The organism is Vitreimonas sp., from assembly GCF_036392335.1.
Lineage (GTDB): Bacteria > Pseudomonadota > Alphaproteobacteria > Caulobacterales > Aquidulcibacteraceae > Vitreimonas.
This window is the reverse complement of record NZ_DASVYD010000045.1, coordinates 54,997-75,050: the sequence shown is the minus strand read 5'-3', so window position 1 is coordinate 75,050 and position 20,054 is coordinate 54,997. Positions and strand designations below refer to the sequence as shown.

Annotated in this window: 20 protein-coding genes and 2 pseudogenes; 15 read left to right on the top strand and 7 right to left on the bottom strand. The window is 64.3% G+C overall.

Annotated elements, in window-relative coordinates; translation table 11 throughout:
- Window positions 1–244, bottom strand: a pseudogene (locus tag VF769_RS10720) (AraC family transcriptional regulator); the annotation flags it as partial.
- A gap of 207 nt (window positions 245–451) precedes the next feature.
- Window positions 452–847: pseudogene (locus VF769_RS18455) on the bottom strand (tyrosine-type recombinase/integrase); the annotation flags it as partial.
- Window positions 848–974: 127 nt separating this feature from the next.
- Here VF769_RS18455 and VF769_RS10715 point away from each other — a divergent pair.
- The 10 genes from VF769_RS10715 to VF769_RS10670 all read left to right on the top strand — a co-directional run bounded on the left by VF769_RS10715 (window position 975) and on the right by VF769_RS10670 (window position 9,562).
- Window positions 975–1,442, top strand: a complete 468-nt coding sequence (locus tag VF769_RS10715) for a cupin domain-containing protein (RefSeq protein ID WP_331008396.1) — start codon at window positions 975–977, stop codon at window positions 1,440–1,442.
- Window positions 1,443–1,534: 92 nt separating this feature from the next.
- Window positions 1,535–2,734, top strand: coding sequence for an MFS transporter (locus VF769_RS10710; RefSeq protein WP_331008395.1), 1,200 nt, complete (start codon window positions 1,535–1,537; stop codon window positions 2,732–2,734).
- A 65-nt stretch (window positions 2,735–2,799) separates the two neighbouring features.
- Window positions 2,800–3,627 (top strand): 3-hydroxybutyrate dehydrogenase, encoded by an 828-nt coding sequence (locus VF769_RS10705; protein WP_331008394.1) that lies wholly within the window; start codon window positions 2,800–2,802, stop codon window positions 3,625–3,627.
- Window positions 3,628–3,667: 40 nt separating this feature from the next.
- Window positions 3,668–4,729 carry a patatin-like phospholipase family protein gene (locus VF769_RS10700; RefSeq protein WP_349258129.1) on the top strand — a complete coding sequence of 354 codons (1,062 nt, stop codon included), beginning with the start codon at window positions 3,668–3,670 and terminating at the stop codon, window positions 4,727–4,729.
- Complete coding sequence (locus VF769_RS10695) at window positions 4,729–6,096, top strand: adenylate/guanylate cyclase domain-containing protein (protein ID WP_331008392.1); 1,368 nt, start codon at window positions 4,729–4,731, stop codon at window positions 6,094–6,096. The genes VF769_RS10700 and VF769_RS10695 overlap by 1 nt, the downstream gene beginning before the upstream one ends.
- An 87-nt stretch (window positions 6,097–6,183) precedes the next feature.
- Window positions 6,184–6,351 carry a hypothetical protein gene (locus tag VF769_RS10690; RefSeq protein ID WP_331008391.1) on the top strand — a complete coding sequence of 56 codons (168 nt, stop codon included), beginning with the start codon at window positions 6,184–6,186 and terminating at the stop codon, window positions 6,349–6,351.
- A complete protein-coding gene (locus VF769_RS10685) occupies window positions 6,348–7,688 on the top strand; it encodes an NAD(P)/FAD-dependent oxidoreductase (protein ID WP_331008390.1) in 1,341 nt (446 codons plus the stop codon). The genes VF769_RS10690 and VF769_RS10685 overlap by 4 nt, the downstream gene beginning before the upstream one ends.
- 2 nt (window positions 7,689–7,690) lie before the next feature.
- Window positions 7,691–8,026 carry a hypothetical protein gene (locus VF769_RS10680; protein ID WP_331008389.1) on the top strand — a complete coding sequence of 112 codons (336 nt, stop codon included), beginning with the start codon at window positions 7,691–7,693 and terminating at the stop codon, window positions 8,024–8,026.
- Between the two features lie 92 nt (window positions 8,027–8,118).
- Entirely contained in the window at window positions 8,119–9,021 is a 903-nt protein-coding gene (locus VF769_RS10675; RefSeq protein ID WP_331008388.1) for a LysR family transcriptional regulator, read from the top strand.
- A gap of 88 nt (window positions 9,022–9,109) precedes the next feature.
- Entirely contained in the window at window positions 9,110–9,562 is a 453-nt protein-coding gene (locus VF769_RS10670; protein ID WP_331008387.1) for a hypothetical protein, read from the top strand.
- A 67-nt stretch (window positions 9,563–9,629) separates the two neighbouring features.
- On the opposite strand, the gene VF769_RS10665 is transcribed toward VF769_RS10670, so the two are convergent.
- A complete protein-coding gene (locus VF769_RS10665) occupies window positions 9,630–10,178 on the bottom strand; it encodes an SRPBCC domain-containing protein (RefSeq protein ID WP_331008386.1) in 549 nt (182 codons plus the stop codon).
- Here VF769_RS10665 and VF769_RS10660 point away from each other — a divergent pair.
- Window positions 10,177–10,395, top strand: a complete 219-nt coding sequence (locus VF769_RS10660) for a hypothetical protein (protein ID WP_331008385.1) — start codon at window positions 10,177–10,179, stop codon at window positions 10,393–10,395. The genes VF769_RS10665 and VF769_RS10660 overlap by 2 nt on opposite strands.
- 169 nt (window positions 10,396–10,564) lie before the next feature.
- Here the strand turns inward: VF769_RS10660 and VF769_RS10655 are convergent, their stop codons facing one another.
- Window positions 10,565–10,978, bottom strand: a complete 414-nt coding sequence (locus VF769_RS10655) for a GIY-YIG nuclease family protein (RefSeq protein WP_331008384.1) — start codon at window positions 10,976–10,978, stop codon at window positions 10,565–10,567.
- A 550-nt stretch (window positions 10,979–11,528) separates the two neighbouring features.
- A complete protein-coding gene (locus VF769_RS10650; protein ID WP_349258127.1) occupies window positions 11,529–12,422 on the bottom strand; it encodes a LysR family transcriptional regulator in 894 nt (297 codons plus the stop codon).
- 113 nt (window positions 12,423–12,535) lie between these two features.
- Between VF769_RS10650 and VF769_RS10645 the strand changes: the two genes are divergently transcribed.
- Together VF769_RS10645 and VF769_RS10640 are read left to right on the top strand one after the other, a co-directional pair.
- A complete protein-coding gene (locus tag VF769_RS10645) occupies window positions 12,536–13,081 on the top strand; it encodes a hypothetical protein (protein ID WP_331008382.1) in 546 nt (181 codons plus the stop codon).
- Window positions 13,078–14,442, top strand: a complete 1,365-nt coding sequence (locus tag VF769_RS10640; RefSeq protein ID WP_331008381.1) for an MFS transporter — start codon at window positions 13,078–13,080, stop codon at window positions 14,440–14,442. Before VF769_RS10645 ends, VF769_RS10640 begins: the two co-directional genes overlap by 4 nt.
- Window positions 14,443–15,219: 777 nt before the next feature.
- On the opposite strand, the gene VF769_RS10635 is transcribed toward VF769_RS10640, so the two are convergent.
- On the bottom strand, window positions 15,220–16,230 hold the full coding sequence (locus VF769_RS10635; protein ID WP_331008380.1) for a P1 family peptidase: 1,011 nt from the start codon (window positions 16,228–16,230) through the stop codon (window positions 15,220–15,222).
- Window positions 16,231–16,314: 84 nt separating this feature from the next.
- Between VF769_RS10635 and VF769_RS10630 the strand changes: the two genes are divergently transcribed.
- On the top strand, window positions 16,315–18,096 hold the full coding sequence (locus tag VF769_RS10630) for a gamma-glutamyltransferase family protein (RefSeq protein WP_331008379.1): 1,782 nt from the start codon (window positions 16,315–16,317) through the stop codon (window positions 18,094–18,096).
- Here VF769_RS10630 and VF769_RS10625 read toward each other — a convergent pair.
- Window positions 18,077–19,516, bottom strand: a complete 1,440-nt coding sequence (locus VF769_RS10625; RefSeq protein WP_331008378.1) for a HAMP domain-containing sensor histidine kinase — start codon at window positions 19,514–19,516, stop codon at window positions 18,077–18,079. The genes VF769_RS10630 and VF769_RS10625 overlap by 20 nt on opposite strands.
- 379 nt (window positions 19,517–19,895) lie before the next feature.
- On the opposite strand from VF769_RS10625, the gene rpmH reads away from it, so the two are divergent.
- Entirely contained in the window at window positions 19,896–20,036 is a 141-nt protein-coding gene (gene rpmH / locus VF769_RS10620) for a 50S ribosomal protein L34 (RefSeq protein ID WP_325059875.1), read from the top strand.
- Window positions 20,037–20,054 lie beyond the last annotated feature (18 nt).

The following is a 20,054-nucleotide window of genomic DNA, read 5'->3' as shown; positions in this document are numbered from 1 at the left end:
CATCGGTTGACATTGCATCTGTAAAGCGAATGCTCACACGCAAGGCTTCGCCAAATGTGCTGCAATGCAAGAAGGACAAGAGACGTTCTGTCTCCAACGCCATCCTGATGCCGTGCGGCAGGAAGCCCAAATAGACGTCATCGATCGAAAGCTGAATGGCGCGCACCAATCGCACCAAGGACGGCCCATCAATGGAGCGCCCAGCGTTTCCATAGATCGCGGGATTGATTGCGGCGTCCTGCAAAATCGCCAGAGGATCGCGTCCCTTTAGGACTGCGCCCCCAAGCAATTTCTTGACTGCCTCACCATCCAGGCCGGGTTCTCTCTGGCCCAAAGCGTCCATCTGCGTTTCGCGCCCGCTTTTTGTCGTTGCGGGCGCTCTCATAGCATAGGGCGAAAAATGCGCTAGCAAGTAACCGAGTTGACGCATCCTCCGCTTCAACCGACGAAACTAAACATCTATGCTCTCGGCGATAGCCAACGCATCCTCGACCTCACGCCCAAGTATCGGACGGTGCTGTCTAGCTTGGTTGGCCGAGCAGCAATTGAACCGCCCGGATGTTTCCCGTCTTTCGGTAGATCAACGCTGCCTTGGTACGCCTAAGCGAGTGCGTGCCATAGGCGGACGGGGCAAGCCCGATCTCGGCAATCCAGTCATCGACCAGCCGACCATATTCGCGCGTTGTCATCGGATGAGTCCGATCCACCCACTCGGGAAGAACCAATCGCTTTCCTTCAACGCCTTACCGCGAACCCATGCCGCCACAGCGGCGCGCGCTTGCTCAGTGATTTCGAATTGGACCGGGGCGCCCGTTTTGCGTTGGGAGACGAGCGCTCGCGTCCGAACCTGTCAAAACGGACCTAGAAGGCACCATTACCTCCACGCATAGACCCAAGGCCGAACCGGCATTTCAGCCGTGGGCGTCGTTCTGAGAAAAGCTTGGTGTCGCAAGTCCGCGACGCTGGAGTTTTCCATGAACGTGCTCAAGACCGCCGCGGCCGCTTGCGTTGCCGCTCTTGCCCTTTCCGCTGCGCCGGCATTTGCCGGTGAATGCCCGACCGGCCAAGTCGCCACCAACGCGCTGGCCGACGCGCCGACCATGCCGAACCGCGTCACCGATGACGTGATCGCCTCGATCGATCTCTCCGATCGCTACGGCGTGCCAGGACGCCATCTGCGCATGCGCCGCCTCGTCGTGCAGCCCGGCGGCGTTGTGCCACTGCATAGCCATGGCGATCGCCCGGCCAACATCTATGTCGTCGAAGGCCAGATCACCGAGTATCGCACCACGTGCGCTGTTGGCGTCACGCACCGCGAAGGCGATGTCGTCGCCGAACAAGGCGAAGTTTCGCATTGGTGGCGCAACAATTCGCGTCGCCCCGCCATCCTCATCTCCGCCGACATCCCGCCGGCGGAAGGTAGCGCTCAAGGCGGCATGTAACGCCTGAGCACGCGCGCGGCCGCTTTGAAGCCCCCGACCCGCCCTCGCACCGAGGCGGCCGCGCGTCCTCTTCTCACAGTTAGAGCTTCGCCATGACCACGATGGATCATACACGCGCGCCAGCCTCGAATCTGGAGGCGCTGTTTTCGACGTTCGTCATCGGCGTCACAGCTTTTCTCACTGTCGTCGATCTCTTCGCGACGCAGGCCGTTCTGCCTGCCCTCGCCGCGCACTATAGCGTTGCGCCTTCCGCGATGGGCGTCGCAGTCAACGCCACCACGCTTGGCATGGCGGCTTCGGGTTTGTTCGTGGCGCTGTTCAGCGCACGCATCAATCGCCGCCACGGTATCATGTGGTCGCTGCTGCTGCTGAGCGTACCCACCATCTTGCTCGCCCACGCGCCGGATCTCACGAGTTTCACCGTGCTGCGCGTGATCCAAGGCATGCTGATGGCGGCCGCTTTCACGCTGACGTTGGCGCATCTGGGCGAGAGCTGCTCGCAGCGCGCTGCTGCAGGCGCCTTTGCGGCCTATATCACGGGCAACGTCGCATCCAACTTGGTTGGACGCTTGGTCGCTGCTGGGCTCGTTGATCACTTCGGCCTCGCGACGAACTTCTATGTGTTCGCCGCGCTCAACGCTGCCGGCGCGGTGCTCGTGTTTTTTACGATCCGCAACGCGCGGAGGATGGGCATGCCGATGATGCCGCCCGCGCCATGGGCGGCGTTTGCCACACACCTTGCCAACCCCGCGCTGCGCACGGCGTTCGCGATCGGTTTTCTGATCCTTTTTTCGTTCATCGGCGTGTTCACCTACGTGAACTTCGTGCTCGTGCGCGCGCCGTTCAGCATCGCGATGATGAGCCTTGGGCTTGTCTATTTCGTATTCGCGCCTTCCATTCTGACCACTCCGCTTGCGGGACGGATCGCGCAATTGTTCGGCGCACGCATTGCGGTGTGGTTCGGGCTCTCCGCTGCCATGCTCAGCTTGCCGCTCCTGCTGGCGCATGCGCTTCCTCTCGTCCTCGCAGGCATGGCGCTCGCGGCCATCGGCACTTTCCTCGCGCAAGCCGTCGCCACGGGCTTCGTCAGCCAAGCCGCCACCGCCGACAAAGGCGCAGCGAGTGGGCTCTATCTCGCCAGCTATTTCCTCGGCGGCCTCGCGGGCAGCGCGGTGCTGGGTCAGCTGTTCGATCGCTTCGGTTGGGAAGCCGCCGTCGCCGGCGTTGGCGTAGCGCTGCTGCTCGCGTGCGCGCTCGCGATCAATCTTCAAACCAAGGGGGCATCGGCCTGATGCTTTTCCGGCATTTCCGCCGGCGCGCCAGCGCCTGCACCCTCCCCTCAACACAGGAACGCGACATGCTCACCACCACGGAAATGAAGAAGCCCGCCGCCATGATGCGTCCGCTGCAAGGCCGCACGGCGCTCGTCACGGGCTCGACAAGCGGCATTGGCCTCGGCGTCGCCGAAGCTCTTGCCAGAGAGGGCGCGACCATCGTGCTCAACGGTTTCGGCGACAGGATGCAAATCGAGGACACCCGTCAAAAGCTCGAACAAACGCACAATGTCGCCGCCTTCTATCACGGCGCGGATCTTTCGAAGGCCGCCGCCGTGGGCGAGATGATGGACTACGCCAAGGCGCAAGCCGGCGGCGTCGACATTCTCGTCAACAATGCAGGCATTCAACACGTGGCGCCAGTGGATGAGTTTCCGCCGGAGAAATGGGACGCGATTCTCGCGATCAATCTTTCGTCGGCCTTCCACGCCATTCGCGCCGCCCTGCCAGGCATGAAAGCGCGCGGTTATGGTCGCATCATCAATGTCGCTTCGGCGCACGGCCTGGTCGCATCGCCGTACAAATCCGCCTACGTCGCGGCGAAGCACGGCGTGATTGGCCTAACCAAGACCGTCGCGCTCGAAGTGGCGCAGGCCAACATCACCGCCAACGCCATTTGCCCGGGCTACGTCTACACGCCGCTGGTCGAGAAGCAGATCGAGGACCAGGCCAAGGCGCACATGATCCCGCGCGAGAAGGTGATCAGCGACGTGCTGCTGAAGGCCCAGCCGAACAAACGCTTCGCGCAAGTAACCGAGATAGGGGCGCTCGCCGTATTCCTCGCCAGCGAAGCCGCGTCGTCCATCACCGGGACGGCGCTGCCGGTCGACGGCGGCTGGACCGCGCACTGACAAGAGCAAGGGGAGAAGCGCCATGCCAGACACGATGACGATGCCGCCTGACGCGAAAACGCGCACGAAGCGTGCCAATGCGGCCGCAGCCGAAACGAAGACCATCAACCTCGCGCTTCAAGGCGGCGGCGCGCATGGCGCTTTCGCTTGGGGCGTGCTCGACCGCTTGCTTGAGGATGAGCGCATCGCGTTCGAAGGCCTCTCCGCCACGAGCGCTGGCGCGATGAACGCCGTCGTCATGGCGTACGGCATGACGCAAGGCGGACGCGAGGGCGCGAAGAAGGCGCTGATGGGTTTCTGGCGCCGCGTAGCACACGCTGGCATGATCAGCCCACTGCAGCCGACCTGGTTCGAGCGCGCCCAGCACAATCACTCGCTGGAGAACTCGCCGGCGTTCGTGATGTTCGATTTGGTGACGCGGCTCTACTCCCCCTACCAATTTAATCCGCTGAACTACAATCCGCTGCGCAAAGTGCTCGAAGAGAGCGTCGATTTCGACATGCTGCGTGAAAAATCCGCGCTGAAGCTCTTCCTCTCGGCCACCAATGTCCGCACCGGCAAGGTGAAGATCTTCGGCAATGACGAGCTCTCGGCCGATGCCGTACTCGCCTCCGCCTGCCTGCCCTTCATGTTCCAAGCCGTCACCATCAACGGCGAGGCGTATTGGGACGGCGGTTACATGGGCAACCCGGCCATCTTCCCGCTGATCTACAAGTGCGACAGCCGCGACATCGTCGTCGTGCACATCAACCCGATCGAGCGCATGGAAACGCCGACCACTGCGCGTGACATCATGAACCGCATCAACGAGATCAGCTTCAACTCGTCGTTGATGCGCGAAATGCGCGCCATCGCGTTCGTCACCAAGATGATCGATGATGGCACCATCGACGACGGCAAGATGAAGCGCATGCTGATCCACGCCATCGAAGGCCAGGACTTCATGCGCGACCTCGGCGTCTCATCTAAGATGAACGCCGATTGGGAGTTCCTCACCCACCTCCGCGACGTCGGCCGTGAGCGTGCCGAGCACTGGCTCGACGACAATTTCAATGCCCTCAACAAGAGCACCAGCGTCGATCTCGGCGCGATGTATCTCTGATGGCGGCCGCAGCGCCGTGGCGCGACCTGGGCGCCCGCCCATTTGCCGCGCCGCTCAGGCGAGTCTGGGACGAGCTGACCAATCCGCCGATGCCGCCGGAGCGCGTTATCCGGGCGATTCGCGAAGCGGAGAGTGTGTCAGAGATATTGGTTGGCTGGGTTCAGCTCGCCGGTGTCGCCTTCTTCCTGCTGCTGTACGCCGCCTCGCTACCGGCTTTCATGAGCATGGGCCTGCAGCCTGTGCCAATTGCGCTGGCACTCTATGGCGCGTTCGTCGCCTGGCGGCTCAATCGCGCTTACGCCGACACGTTATCGCGGCGGCTACTTTCGATCTCGGCAGTCGTCGACGTCAGCGTGCTGATGCTGCTGATCTGGAGCTTCACGCTCCAATATGATGCGCCCGCCGCGCTCTACCTCAAAGGCCCCACGCTCCTCTACGCTTTCATCCTGATCGCCCTCCGCGCGCTCCGTTTCGACACCGGACACGTGCTGCTGACGGGGGCGCTCGCAATCGCCGGCTGGTGTATCCTCGTGCTGATCGCCGCCTCCAATGCCCCGGTCGCGAGCGATTACCCGGCCTACATGACCTCGCTTTCTGTATTCTGGGGCGCGGAAGCGGAGAAGATCGTCGCCCTGCTCGGCGCCACGTTGGTGCTGGCGCTTGCGGTCTCCCGAGCACGCGTGCTGCTCACGCGTACCGCGGTCGAAGAAACCGCTGCGCGGGACTTGTCGCGCTTCCTGGATGCAAGCGCTGCGAAGCGCGTGCGCTCTGCCGCCTCTGAGCTCAAGGCTGGCGACGGCGAACTGAAGCCGATGGCGATCATGTTCCTCGACTTGCGCGGCTTCAGCATAGCCTCCGCGAGCCTGCCGCCCTCGGATGTGATCGGCATTCTACAAGAATACCAAAGCCGCTTCGTCCCAATCGTTGAAAGCGCGGGCGGCAGCGTGGACAAATACTTGGGCGACGGCATCCTCGTCAGCTTCGGCGGCGACAACTCGGGCTCCGAGGCCGCGAAAGCCTTCTCCATCGTGCCCGCCTTGCTCAAAGCAGGCGATGATTGGGCCGTCGAACGCGCCCGCCGCAACGCTCCACCCTTGAGTGTTGCCGTCGCCATCACACACGGCGACGTGGTCCACGGTGTCATCGGCCACGATGATAGGCTGGAGTTCACTGTCATCGGCGATGCCGTGAATCTCGCGGCCAAGCTTGAAAAGCACGCGAAGCTCGAGCACGCGCGCGTCATCACCACCCGAGCGGCGTTCGATCAAGCGCGCGCGCAGGGTCTGGATCCCCCCTACCGCCGCATCGCGCCGAAGGCCTACGTAGAAGGCGCCGCAGCGCCGGTCGATCTCGTCATCGTCGCATAAGCGGCGCGCATACGCGCGATAACGAACTGGCATTTTAACTCGCCGCCGCTACCTCCCATCATCTCCTCACAACAAGGAGGAACCGCCATGCAAGACGACATCGATTGGATGAGCGCCAGCTCTGATCTTGGCCTGGTTCAGCTCTGCCGCGAGATGGCCGCCCTCGCCCGCCCGGTCGAAGCGATCCTGAAACGGCCCGCTCAGCGCGTCCGCCGCACGCGCCGGATCGCCGCGCAACGCGTGAGGGTCACGTGAAGCGCACTGTCGACGGCTGTCCGATCGAAGCAGAACGGCGCAAAGAGCTCGAGGGACGCCCCCGCGTCGTCATCATTGGCGCGGGTTTTGGCGGCCTCTCCGCCGCGAAGGCGCTCGCGCACACCAAGGCGCACGTCATCCTGATTGACCGACGCAACCATCACCTGTTTCAGCCGCTGCTGTACCAAGTGGCGACAGCCGGCCTCGCGCCAACGCAAATCGCCACACCGATCCGCGCCATCCTGCGCCACCAGCGCAACACCGATGTCGTGCTCGGTCATGTCGACGGCATCGACACCGCTGCGCAGCAAATCATGCTCGGCGAACGGCGCGTCGCCTACGACCACCTCATCGTCGCCACCGGCGCGCGCCACTCCTACTTCGGCCGCGATGAGTGGGAGCGTTTTGCGCCGGGCCTCAAGACGCTCGAAGACGCGACCGAGCAGCGCAAGCGCATCCTGCTCGCTTTCGAACGCGCCGAACTTGAGTCCGATCCGGCCGAACGCGCGAGACTCACAACCTTCGTCGTCATCGGCGGCGGCCCGACTGGCGTCGAAACCGCCGGCGCCATTGCCGAACTCGCCAAGAAGGCGCTCGCCAAAGACTATCGCCGCATCAACCCGCATTGCGCGCGCATCATCCTGGTCGAAGCCGGTCCGTGCGTTCTCGGCGCCTTCCCTGAAGACCTATCCGCAAGCGCGCAACGATCGCTTGAGTGTCTCGGCGTCGAAGTCCGCACCGGCGTGCCGGTGACATCCATCGACGCCTACGGCATCAAGCTTGGCGCCGAGCGTATCGACTCGCGCTGCGTGATCTGGGCTGCCGGCGTGCAATCCTCACCCGCAGCGCGCTGGTTGAACATTCCCGCCGATCGCGCTGGGCGCGCCACTATCGGCGCCGACCTCCGCGCGCCGGGACACGACAACATCTATGTCATCGGCGACTGCGCCGCGGTCGATGGTGCGTCAGGCAAACCGTTGCCCGGCGTAGCGCCAGTCGCGAAGCAGCAAGGCGTTCATGCTGCTGAAACGATCAAAGCGGCACTCCGCCGCAAACGTTTCACCAAACCGTTCCGCTATGTCGACTTCGGCAACCTCGCCACGGTCGGCCGCAAGGCCGCCGTTGCGAACTTCAACGGCTTTCATTTGCGCGGATTCATTGGTTGGCTCGTTTGGAGCGCCGCGCACGTCTATTTCCTGATCGGCTTCCGCAATCGCCTCGCAGTCACCATCGATTGGTTTTGGAGCTACCTCACCTTCGAACGCGGCGCGCGCCTCATCACCGGCGACGTAACCGCAACAGCGGCGCCGGCAGCGCGCGACTTAGAAGCGGCGTAACCATGCGCGTGACATTCTGGGGCGGGCACGGATCAGCGGCGCTGATCGTTGAGGCGGATGGGCGCAAGGTCTGCCATGTCCTTCGCCATCCTGAAGATAGCCCCGCCGCAGACGAAGCACTCGTCACCGAAGCGGCCGCCAACGCCGACCTGCTCGTCTTCCCCGGCAGCCTCGATTCAGGCCTGACGCTGAAGGAGCGCGCGGGCGCTCACCTGCTGGCGCTCGGGTGCGGGCAGCAGGAGCGCAGCGCCGACGAACTCAACCGCTTGGGCGCGGAGGCAGCGCAGGAATCTCCCAATGTTTTCTTCGCGCGCCGGAAAATGTCGCTCGACCTGTAACCGGCGCCCTTACGCAACGAACTCAAGCACTAGAGCGCCGTGTCAGGCGCCGTCTGGCCAAATCGCCAACGTGGGAGGGGTAGCCCATGGAAATGCAGCAGATCCGGTACTTTCTGGCGCTGGCGCGCGAGCTCAATTTCACCCGCGCCGCCGAGACTTGTAACGTCACCCAGCCCGCGCTCACCCGCGCCATCCAGGCACTCGAAGCCGAACTCGGCGGGCGCCTCTTCAACCGCGAACGCAATCAAACCCACCTCTCCGAGCTCGGCCGGATGATGCTGCCCTACATCCAGTCGATCCAAGCGCAGGCCGACGCCGCGCGCGTGCGCGCGAAATCCGTCGGCAAAATGAAGAACGTGGAACTGAAGCTCTGCGCCATGTGCACGCTCAGCCCGACTCTGATGGCCGACTTCATCGTCGGCTTCCGCCAAGCCAATCCCGGCGTCGACCTCAATGTTTCTGATGGCTCCGTGAAAGACGTTCTCCAACAGCTCACATCAGGCGAACGCGAAATCGCGGTACTCGGCCATCCGGAGGAGATCGACGATCGCTTCCACGCCCTGCCGCTTTATCGCGAGCGTTATGTGGCGGTGCTACCCATGCAGCATCGCCTCGCCAACCAGAAAGAAATCCACGTCGCCGATCTCGACAACGAGCCCTATGTCAATCGCATCAATTGCGACCTTGGCGATTTCGCCGGCGATCAGTTCGCGCGCCAAGGCGTGCAGGTGAAAGTCGTGTTCAAAAGCGAGCGCGATGATTGGGTGCTCGGCATGATCCGCTCCGGCATGGGCTGGGGCTTCTTCCCCGAAAACTTCGCCTTCCCCAGCGATGTCGCCGTGCGCCCCATCGTTTCACCCGAATTCACACGCACCGTCTCGCTCGTTACCGTGCGCGGCCGCCCCTTCTCCCCAGCGGTCGGCGCGTTCGTGAAGGCCGCGCGCAGCTTCGTTTGGCCGAGCAAAAGCCACGATGCAGTTCTCTCAGCTGCGTGATGCACAATCGGTATGGCGCGTGCGGCAACGTCGCGCCGGCTAGACGCGAACTCTCCTGTGACCCGACAACGTCGCCGAGGAGATCGTAATGCAGACGCTACGCTGGATCAGCAGCGGCCTCTTCGGCCTGGTGGCTCTATTCTTCATCTGGTTCGGGGTGACCTACGCAACGGTCGGCGACATGCTGTGGTTTCACGAGGCCGCCGTGCCGGAAGCTGCCCGCGCTGCCGTACGCCCCCTCTATTTTGCGCTGATGACCTTGATCGGCGGCGCCTCAATCGCGCTAGGTTTGCTGAGCCTCTACGTCATCGCCATGCCTCTGCGCAGCGGCGCGCCCGGCGCAGGCGCTGCGCTATTGCTTACCAGCGCAGTCGCCCTCGCGCTGGCGGCGGGCGCTGCGGAGAAGCTCGCCGCGGCAACCGGCTCGCCAACGTCGTGGCACATCATGGGCGTCATTCTTGCAACCTCGCTGATCGCCTTTGCTTTGAACGCGATTGCCGCGCGCGCTAGAGCTGGGCGCCGAGGCGAACGCCATGGCTGATCGAGATGGATTGAACATGGCCTCGCCGCTCGCGTGCGAATCTCGCGTGGTTTGTCGCGCAGGTCGCTCATGCGCGCGCAACGAACCTGGCAAGATTGTCGAGCGAGGCATGTAGGCCTTCCAGGTGATCGCTCTCCTTGATGCCCGGAGGCGTATCTTCGGCGATGATGCTGACTTCAGTGACGTCATTATTAGAGGTCAGCGTCCAGGTCGTGGTCATGGCGGCTGCGAATAGAGGATCGTCGGACTTGAAGGTCACGATCTCGACGATCACGCGATCGGGCACGATCTTGGCGAAGACTACATCGACCCCCCATACCAACCCAGGTGTGGCGGGGGGTGTTCCGGGGTTTGCGTTTTGGAGTGAGTGCGGGAGGCGTGATGCAATTGAGCGTCGCCCGCGTCCGCTGGCGTCTCGGCCCTGCGGGCTTCGATCGTTGACGCGGATTTCGCATGGTTTGTCGCGCAGGCTGGTCACCCGCGAGCGACGGACCTGGCCAGATTGGCGCGCGAGGCATTCAAGCGTGCTGCGGGTATCTGCGCTGGTCCGCACCGCCACAAAACTGCTTTGACCAATCCGCCAGCAGCGGACTAGCCTTGCACAAGGGGAGATCATGAGACTTGTTGCACTTCCGTCCGCGTTCTTGCTGGCCGCTTGCGGGCTGGACACCGTGCCTGATGGGCCGCCGAACTTCCAGGCCGGCTATAAGGACGGATGTGAAACGGGTTACGCCGCGGGCGGCATGACCCTGTTCTTCAAGTTTACACGCGACGTTGAGGCCTACGACCAGGATGCTCTCTATCGGCAAGGCTGGGAGGCCGGCTTTCAATAGTGCAACAGCCAGCAGAACACTCTAAACAGCATGCCGGCGCCCGACGGCGACGAGGCGCCCAGGCGTGATGACGCAGTTACTGGCGCACCATATGACGAGCCGCACCGGGGACCAGAGAATTGAGGCTTGAGAGCGCCGACGACACATAGGCTCCGCGCACGGCACGCCGCTAATCGGAAAACCATTCCCGCATCAGCACAAAGGCGGCGTCCTTGCTGATCCCCAACTCGACCGCGAGCGCGACTGCCGCCGCACCCCACCTGCCGTCTGCAATCGTGCTGCGCGATTGGCCCTGATCGGCTGCGGCCCGCACCTCGCGCAGCGCCTCAGCGCGCGCGCGGCTCATCGTGATTTCCTTGTGACGAATGCTCGATCGGTTGCGCACAGCAGACGCCTTCTGCGCGGCCGCGCTCAGAGCCAATTCCATGTCCATCGCCCCTGAAGCGAAGGACGTCACGATGTCCTTTGCCTCCGCAGGCTCTATCGCAAACCACTCGACCGCCGAACCGGCGGCAATATGGCGGCCCTGCGATTTCAGGTGCGCGTGAACCGCCCGCTCGACCCGGTTGTCTTTGACCGGCACTTCGAAGGCGCTCCGCGACGGTGCGCGCCGTGAAGCCAATCTTTGTCATGCCTGGCTCAAGGATGGCGCCGCTGGTCCAGCTCGCCGCTTGAAGCCCATACACAAAGCACGTGGGTCCAGCCTCAGGCGCGTCTGGCTCCATTTCATTCTGATCCTTATCAGGCCTCCACTATCGCCATCGCCGCACCAGAGAACAGCTTTTGCCCCAACGGCTGGCGATCCCCAAGCTGAACTGGAATGGCTGAGATCCGACATGTTTTGCGATGAGAGAGATGCACCGGTTTTGAGAGTGCCGGCGACGAAGAGATATTCTTCGATAGTTTGGGAGGGTTGAGTTTGGGGGCGGGGTTTGGGCGTCGCCCGCGGACGCGCGCCCGCGCTCTTGTCGCGATGCGACCGAGCCGCTGCGCGTCTCGACCCTGGCGGGCGGCGATCGCTGGCGCGCGCTTGCAAGCACCCAGACTAGGTGGCCAAAGTCAGCACGATCTCAAAAACAAACCATCCGCGATACTTCCCCAGAACGGGGGTGAAGCCGGTTGTTGGACTCAACCTAACCGGCCGCGCAGACAGCGCGGATGCAGGATCGAAGCCACCGATGAACTGGGTCGGCATCTAGCCGCGGATGCCAAACGAGCGAAACGGCGAAGTCGGAAGCACGAACCGGCAGCGCAAAGCTGACCATACCTTCGCGCAACGATGCAGTGTGCAGCTCTGGCACCGTCGCGACCAAGTCCGACAATCTCGCAATCGCAAGCGCGGTCGCAAATCCGCCCACCGAACTCGCGACATTCCGTTTAAATTTCTCCGGCAGCAATTTTCCTTCCATCGAGTCTTCGTCGAAACCGGTTCGAGAGACGATGACGTGGCGGGCCTCGGTGTAGCTTTTCAGACCAATCTTCTTTCCCGCGAGCGGATGCGCCGCCCTGATCACGCCGATGAGGCGATCGCGAAAGAGCGCCTGGGCGCGAAGCTCCGGTCCCATGACTGGCTCAACGAGGGCAGTCTCGAGGTCGATGCGTCCTTCGCGCAGGGGCGCGCTGTCTTTGTCGGGCTTTTGGAGGAAGTTCAGGCGAATGCCAGGGGCGTCCGCAGCAATACGCGCGAGTAAGCGCGCCCCGAAGTTCTCAACGAACCCATCGCTGGTTCGCATGGTGAAGGTGCGCTCCACCGTTGCCAGGTTCAGCGCCTTCGATGGGCGAAGGAGCGCTTGACCTTCGTCCACCAACGCGCCCACGCGTTCCTGAAGCTCAAGCGCGCGCGGAGTCGGGACCAGGCCCCGCCCCGCACGCACCAGCAACGGATCTCCCGTGGCCTCCCTGAGCCGCGCCAGAGTCCGGCTCATCGCCGAAGGACTAAGCCGCAAACGCTCTGCTGCGCCCGCCACGCTGCCCTCTTCGAGAAGCACGTCCAGCGCGACCAGCAAGTTCAGATCAGGGGCCGACATTAGTCCCTTGTACCATGACATGGCGTCCAACGCACGAATAACCTGCAATCAGTGCGTCTTCCGCCCCATCACTTATCGACCCAAATTCGTCACCACACCAAGGAGACGGCGTTATGGGACAAAGCACTCTAGAAGCGAGCATGGCGCGCATGAGCGCCATCTGGGGGCCGCTGACCTCAGAACTCGTCGCCGCCGCTCGAGATCAGATCGAAGCTTTGGCGCAAGCCTCCCCTGAGGAGCCGTGGCTCGCCGAACTCCACCGGGACCAACCGGCAAGCCGTGAACTCTATCGCGACGTCGAGAGTGGCTTTGTGCTGCTCGCGCATTTCGAGCAAGCAGCGCTCTACCGCCCGCCGCATGACCACGGCCGCAGTTGGGTGATCTACGCCGTGCAACAGGGCGAGAGCGAAATGGGCTCCTATGCGCGCGTCGAAGATGGAGCTGGCCAGACCAGGCTCGTGAAGCGTAACGCGACTCTGGTGGGGCCCGGCCAAGCGCAAGTGTACTTGCCCGGCGACATCCACGACACGCTATGCGTCTCGGGCCCGGCGCTGCTCTTTCGCTTCACAGAACGCGACCTGAAGAAAGAAGACGCCGTCGATAAGCGAGTGACGCGATATGTGCAGCGTGACGGCATTTGGGTTCCCACCGCGCCATGACCACTCAGACCGAGGGCGCTGGCGACAGCACTACAAAATCGCTTGATCCGAGGCGTGCTGTCCCGATTGCTGCAATCTTGGCTGCAATGGCGCTCGTCGTCATTGACGCCGGCGGCGCCAATCTCAGCCTACCGTCCATTGCCGCCTCTCTGCACATAGATCCATCGACCGCCATTCTCGTAGTAACGGTGTATCAGCTCGCGGTCGTCATGGCTTTGTTGCCCAGCGCTGCGTTGGGCGAGCGATTTGGATTGCGGCGCGTGTTCGCGGCTGGCGTCATCACATTCACCGCCGCCGCACTCATAGCAGCGTCATCGGCGTCGTTGCCCCAGCTTCTGCTGGCGCGCTTCATTCAGGGGCTGGGCGCGAGCGCGATCCTGGCGCTGGGGGTGGCGCTGCTCAGAGCGACAGTTTCGGACCGCTTGCTCGCGGCCGCTATCGGCTGGAACGCGATGACAGTCGCGCTTGCGGCCGCCGCTGGGCCCGCCATAGCGGCGATCATACTCTCGCACTTTAGTTGGAATTGGCTCTTCGTGTTCGAGCTGCCGCTGAGCACTCTGGTTCTTCTCGCCTCACCCGCCTTGCCGCTGGTCGCCCCCGCCAGCCAGCGCACAGACTTCCTCAGCATCGCCCTCAACTTCGCGGCATTCGGGCTTCTGATTTTCGGCATCAACGTCGCGGTGCCTCATCCGTTGGCGGCTGGATGCATGCTTTTGGCGAGCCTCCTGGCATTCGCTACGCTGATCGCTCGCGAAGCCAATCGCAGCCGGCCATTATTGCCGCTGGACCTGTTGCGCGGCGCCTCGTTTCGCAACTCCATTCTCGCGTCGGTGCTGTGCTTCGTTGGCCAGACTGCCGGATTGATCGCCCTGCCGTTTTACCTTCAAGTGGGCCTGGGTCTGTCGCCCTCGATGGTGGGCCTCTACCTTACGGTTTGGCCGCTTAGTATCGCAGCGACAGCGTTTGTTGCAGGACGCCTGTCGCGGTGGGCCAGCAGCAGCGTGCTTTGCGTGTCCGGTGCGTCTCTACTTGCTCTTGGCATGTTCGCAGTGGCGGCTTGGCCGTTGCGTAATCCCATCGTGCTCGTGCCATTCCTAGTGGCGTCCGGGATCGGCTTCGGCCTCTTCCAGGTTGCCAACAACCGCAACATGTTTCTCGCAGCGCCGCTGACGCGCAGCGGCGCTGCCGGTGGCATGCAGGGCACTGCGCGACTGCTTGGACAGGCTGGCGGCGCCGCGCTTGTCGCGCAGCTCTTCACGGCTTTTCCTCTGGGCGCGGCGCCACATCTCGCGATGGGAGTGGCCGCCACGTTTGCTCTGGCGGCCAGCGCCGTCAGTATGTTTAGGGCGATCACGCCATGACATTGCGCGCTGCTTAGTTCACCTAGCCCGCCGACGATGTCGCGCTTTCTGCTGCAGCCCGTGACGACTTCGATTGTAACCAAGAGATTGCCATCCCGAACCAAGGATCGCTCGGCCTCGCACGGCCAATAGCCATGACCCCGGGCCTTTGCCGGTGCGGGCGGACGCAAGGACGATTCTTGTGCAGGCATTCCGCAGCCCATCTCCGCTCGATAAGGATCACCGGGCCGCACAGCGCCAAGCGCACCACGAGAGAGAACCTGCATGCGCCATTGCAGAGCAGCATCCCACGAGCGGCGCGCGGCGCCCAAGCATCTGTCATCAATGGCGTGTTCAAGAGCGCGGCGGCTTGAACCCCCGCAACCTACAGCGCACTCACGAGCGCCGGCCAATCCCCAGGATTGGCCGGCGCTCGCCCTGTAAAGTCACACGATCGCCCCCGACGCCGCGATATCCGCACGCATCGAGCGCACCTCCGGCGGGCGGCTTCAATGTCGAATCTCCAAATACGCGGCGGGCCTCTTGCGCCAGGGCGGACGCGCCACGGCTTCGCCGGTCGCCGCGGCGTTGGCCGCCTTATGCTCCCCGCTGAACGGAGGACCTGAACTACTCGCACATCGTCACAGACCTCCGCGACAACGCGTCAGACGAGCGATCTACGCAATGGCGTCCGTTCCTGGGATCGGACCATCGACGCACTGTCGCGACATCGTCACGATCAAGCGCAAGCTGGTCTTGAATACTACACGCCGCGCTAAGCGTGGCGGCGCCGACACCTCAGAGATCGCGCCACGCTTTGAGCGCGCCCACACTCGTCGCTGCGTGGACGCCGCGCGCCACGGCGCGGGCGAGACAATCGGCGGCGAGCGCGCCGAGGCGCGCGACCGACAAGGCGCGGGGTTCGGCAATGGGCCGCGCCGCCGTCGCCAGCGCGAACACGACATCGCCGTCGAAGGGCGCAAACACCGGTCGGATCGCGCGCGCCAAGCCCGCGCTCGCCATCTGCGCGACGCGCTTGCATTCGGCGGGTGTGAGATCGGCATCCACGGCGACACAGGCGATCGTGGTATTCGCGCGCGGCGCAGGATTGGCCTTGGCCCCCTCCCAATCCTCAAGATCGAAGGCGTGCGCCGCATCCGGACGCACGCCGCCGAACTCGCCATCGATCTCGAACGCATGCGCCCAGAAAGCGCGACTGCCTGGCATCGTGGTCGAACCGAAGGCGTTCACGCAGGCGAGCGCGGCGACAGTGCATCCATCCGCCGTGACGATGCTCGCGCTGCCTTGTCCGCCCTTGAGCGCGCCGGCCTTGGCGCCAAGGCCGGCGCCCGCATTGCCGAGCGGCGCCGCGCGGGCGCGCGCCGCGTAAGCCGCGCGGCCCAAATCATTGTAGGGCGGCGCGTCGCCCCAAGTTTTGTCGCCGCCATTGGCGAGATCGTAAAGAATCGCCGCCGGAATGACCGGAGATCTCGGCACGCCGGGCGCGTCAACGAGCCCGAAGCCCCGCCCTTCCGCGCCCATCATCGCCGCCACGCCATCAGCCGCGGCCAATCCATACACGGAGCCACCCGCCAACACGAGCGCATCCACCGCATCGACCAAATTCTCCGCCGCCAGCGCGTCGGTCTCGCGCGTGCCCGGGCCGCCGCCGCGCACATCGACTGCACACACCGCGCGCTGATCTGGCACGATCACCGTGACGCCCGTCAGCGCCTTGTGATCCTCGGCGCAGCCGACACTGAGGCCGGCGACGTCGACGAGCGAATTGGTGGCGCCAATATGAGACATGGCCGCCAGGAACCCCGCCCTGCGGCAAAGCGCAAGCCCTTTAGGGGTTTTCTCAGATCGAGTCCGACGTGTACGAAACACGTGATGCTCAACCACCTGACCAGGCGCTCTGGCGCACTCCTCATCGCGTTTGCGCTCGCTGCTTGCGCCGCCACATCCACACCTGCAGCGCCAACCAGCCGGCGCGAGCCCGCGCCCACGGGCGAGGCGATGGTCACGGCCGCCAATCCGCACGCGGTCGAGGCCGCGCTGGAGATGTTGCGCGCCGGCGGCTCGGCGGTTGACGCCGCTATCGCCGCGGAGCTCGTGCTCGGCTTGGTCGAACCGCAGAGCTCGGGCCTCGGCGGCGGCGGCTTCCTCCTCTTCTATGATGGCCGCAGCGAACGCATGACGGGCTATGACGGCCGCGAATGGGCGCCGGCGGGGGCGACGCCAACCATGTTCCTCGACGCGCGCGGACGACCGATGTCCTTCCTCGACGCGCAAGCCAGCGGCCGCTCCACCGGCGTACCGCTGCTGATCCCGATGCTGAAGCTGGCGCACGACGATCACGGCCGCTTGCCGTGGGCGCGGCTGTTTGAGCCGGCGATCCGCCTCGCCGAGAACGGCTTTGAGGTCTCGCCCCGCATGGCGCGCATGATCGCCGGCGCCGGCGAACGTGGCCGACTGCGCGCGGATTTTCAGGCGCGCGCCTATTTGTTCGATCGCGAGGGCGCGCCTTTGCCTGCGGGCACATTATTGCGCAACGCCGCCTACGCCACGACGCTGCGCGCCATCGCGCAGCACGGCCCAGCCGCCATGACCCAAGGCCCCATCGCCGATTCCATCGTGGCTGCCGCGCGCCGCAATCCTCGCGGCGGCACGCTCACCCACACCGACCTGCAAACCGCACAGCCGCGCCGCGTCGAGCCAATCTGCGGCGCCTATCGCGTTTATCGTGTCTGCACGCTCGGCCCACCGACGTCCGGTAACGCCGTCATTTCAATTCTCGGCCTTTATGAGCGCGCGCGGCCGCAGCCAGGCGGGGCAGCCAATGCCGATGATTGGGCGGCGTTCCTGTGGGCGAGCCGGCTCGCCTACGCCGACCGCGATCATTACATGGCGGACGACCAATTCGCGCCGGTGCCGACACAAGAACTCTACGCGCCGGCCTATCTCGATAGCCGCGCCAGCGTGATCGATCTCTCCCGCGCGCCGAGCCACGTGAGCGCGGGCCAACCAGCGGGCGTCGAGCTTTACGAGCGCTGGGGCCGCGATGACGGCGACGATCACGGCACCACGCACCTCTCGATCGTCGACGCCTGGGGTAATGCGGTGTCGATGACGGCCACCGTGGAAAGCGCTTTTGGCTCGCAGCGCATGGCCTCGGGCTTCTTCCTCAACAATCAGCTGACGGACTTCGCGTTCGAACCCACGCTCAATGGCCGCCCGGTCGCCAATGCCGTCGCCCCCAACAAGCGCCCGCGCTCGTCGATGTCGCCGGTGATCATCACCGATCGCGACGGAGACCTGGAAATGGTCATCGGCTCGCCGGGCGGATCCTCCATCATCGGTTATGTCGCGCGCACCACGATCGGCGTGCTCGACTGGAATTTGCCGGTGCAGGACGCGATCAATCTCAGCAACATCACCGCCCGCTTCGCGCCCGCCAATCTTGAGCCGGCGCGATTGCCCGCCGGCGTGGGCGAGGAACTGACGCGCCGCGGTTGGGAATTCCGCGATGTGACCGGATTGGAGGAAAGCGGCATTCACGCGATCCGCGTCACGCCGCGCGGGCTTGAGGGCGGCGCTGACCCCCGCCGCGAAGGCGTGGTCGGCCGTATTCCCTCCACGGCGCAGGCCGCGGCTACGCCGCCGGCAAGGTAATCTTGAAAGTCGAGCCTTCGGCGCCGGTGCGGGTCAGTTCAAGTTCGCCGCCCATGGCGCGCGTCAGCTCGCGGGCGATGGCGAGCCCGAGCCCGGTGCCGCCCGCTTCCGGCGCGGCGGAAACGAACGGCTCGAACAAGCGCGCGCGCAGGGTGTCGCGCACGCCCGGCCCGTGATCGATCACCTCGATCTCGCAACGCCCTTCCATGCGCAGGCCGCGCACCAGCAATACTTTGTCGCGGCGTGTATGTTCCTTCATCGCCTGTCCCGCGTTGCGGATCAGGTTAACGAGAATGCGATGCAGGTGATCGGGATCGGCCACGCACGCCAAGCCAGGCTCGATATCGTGCTTGTATTCGATGGCGCCGAAGCCGATTAGCGCATCCGCCGCCGCCTCCTCCGCTGCGTCCGCGACGATCACCCGCTCCAGCACCGGCGGGTCTTCATCGGCGCGGCCATATTTGAGCGTGCTTGCCGCCAAGCCTGCGGCGCGATCGATGGTGCGTTCCAAACGCGGCGCGAGTTGGCGCACGGCCGGGTCCTCCGATTGCGCCAGGCGATCCGCCACCAGCTGCGCCGTCGACAGCATGTTGCGCAGATCATGTCCAATGCGCGCGACAGCCGCGCCCAAAGCGGCGAGCCGCTCATTCTGGCGCAGCGCATTGCGCACCTGTTCAGCCATATCCGCGGCGGCGCGCTGGGCGCGACCGATTTCGTCGGTGCGCTGGCTGCGGGGAAAGGCGATCGAAACGTCCTCGGGTCTGTCGCGGAAACGTTCGATAGCCAGCGTCAAATCCAGCATCGGCCGTACAAACGCCGCGGTCAGGGCCACATAAATCAAAGCGCCGGCGGCCATGAGAATGAGCGTTGAGATGCGCGCGAAACTCTGCGCGAAGCGTTCCATCGCGCGCTTCAGCGGCGCCTCGTCCAGCACGATTTCGATGAACTCGCCGCTCTCGAACCGCGGTCGCGCCAATACGCGCAATACCCGCCCCTGCGGCGCGAACAGAGTCTCGACCGACCAGCGGAAGCGCTGAAACGGCGTCGCGCGCGTATAATCATAAACGACGAGATGCTGTGGCGGCGGCCCAGCGCGCTCGAGCAACAATACGCGCTCGCCGTCGCGCTGCATCGCCACGCGCTGCACGCCGGCATTGGTCAGCAGCTCATATTCAAGCGATTCCGCGATTTCGTATTCGGGCGTCACCTCAAGCGCGAGCGCGGCGATCTGGGCCAAGCTAATGCGCTCACGCAGCCAGCTTTCGTGGAACCCGGCGATCGCGGGCGCGAACACGAACACTTCGCCAGCCACCACCGCCAGCACCGTCAGCGCAAGCAGCCGCCCGGCTAAGCTGCCGATGAACGCCCGCGCGCGCTGGATCGGACCGGCGGGCCGAGCGGGGAGCGAAGGTGGCGACATATTCCGCTATGCCCTTATCGCAGAGACGGAAGGCTGTCCCGGCTCGAGTTCCCGGAACCTGCAATGCAACCGAAAATTCACTCGGCGCCGCCGGCTTAAGCGCTTACCTTGTGGATATTGCCGGCCCACGGACAATCCCAAGGCTGCTGGCAACTGAGAGCGCACACGGCTCCCGCCTTTCCCAGAACGGAGCATTCTCATGACCACCCCGACTAAGCCGCGCCTTCGGCGCGCATTGTGGATATTTGGCACGGTGTGGGCGATCGCCATCCTCTTTATCGCGGTGCGGGCTTTCGTGCCGCTGTAAGCTTGACCATGGGCTGGGGCTGGGGTAATGCCCGCCCCTTCGTTTTTACACCCCTAGAGATCGAGACGCGTCGTGAGCACCAAGCGGACCTACCAACCGAGCCGGCTTGTCCGTAAGCGCCGCCATGGTTTCCGCGCCCGTATGGCCACCAAAGGCGGCCAAAAGGTGCTGTCCCGTCGTCGCGCCAAGGGCCGTAAGCGCCTTTCCGCCTAAGCAGCGGCCTTGCGCCGC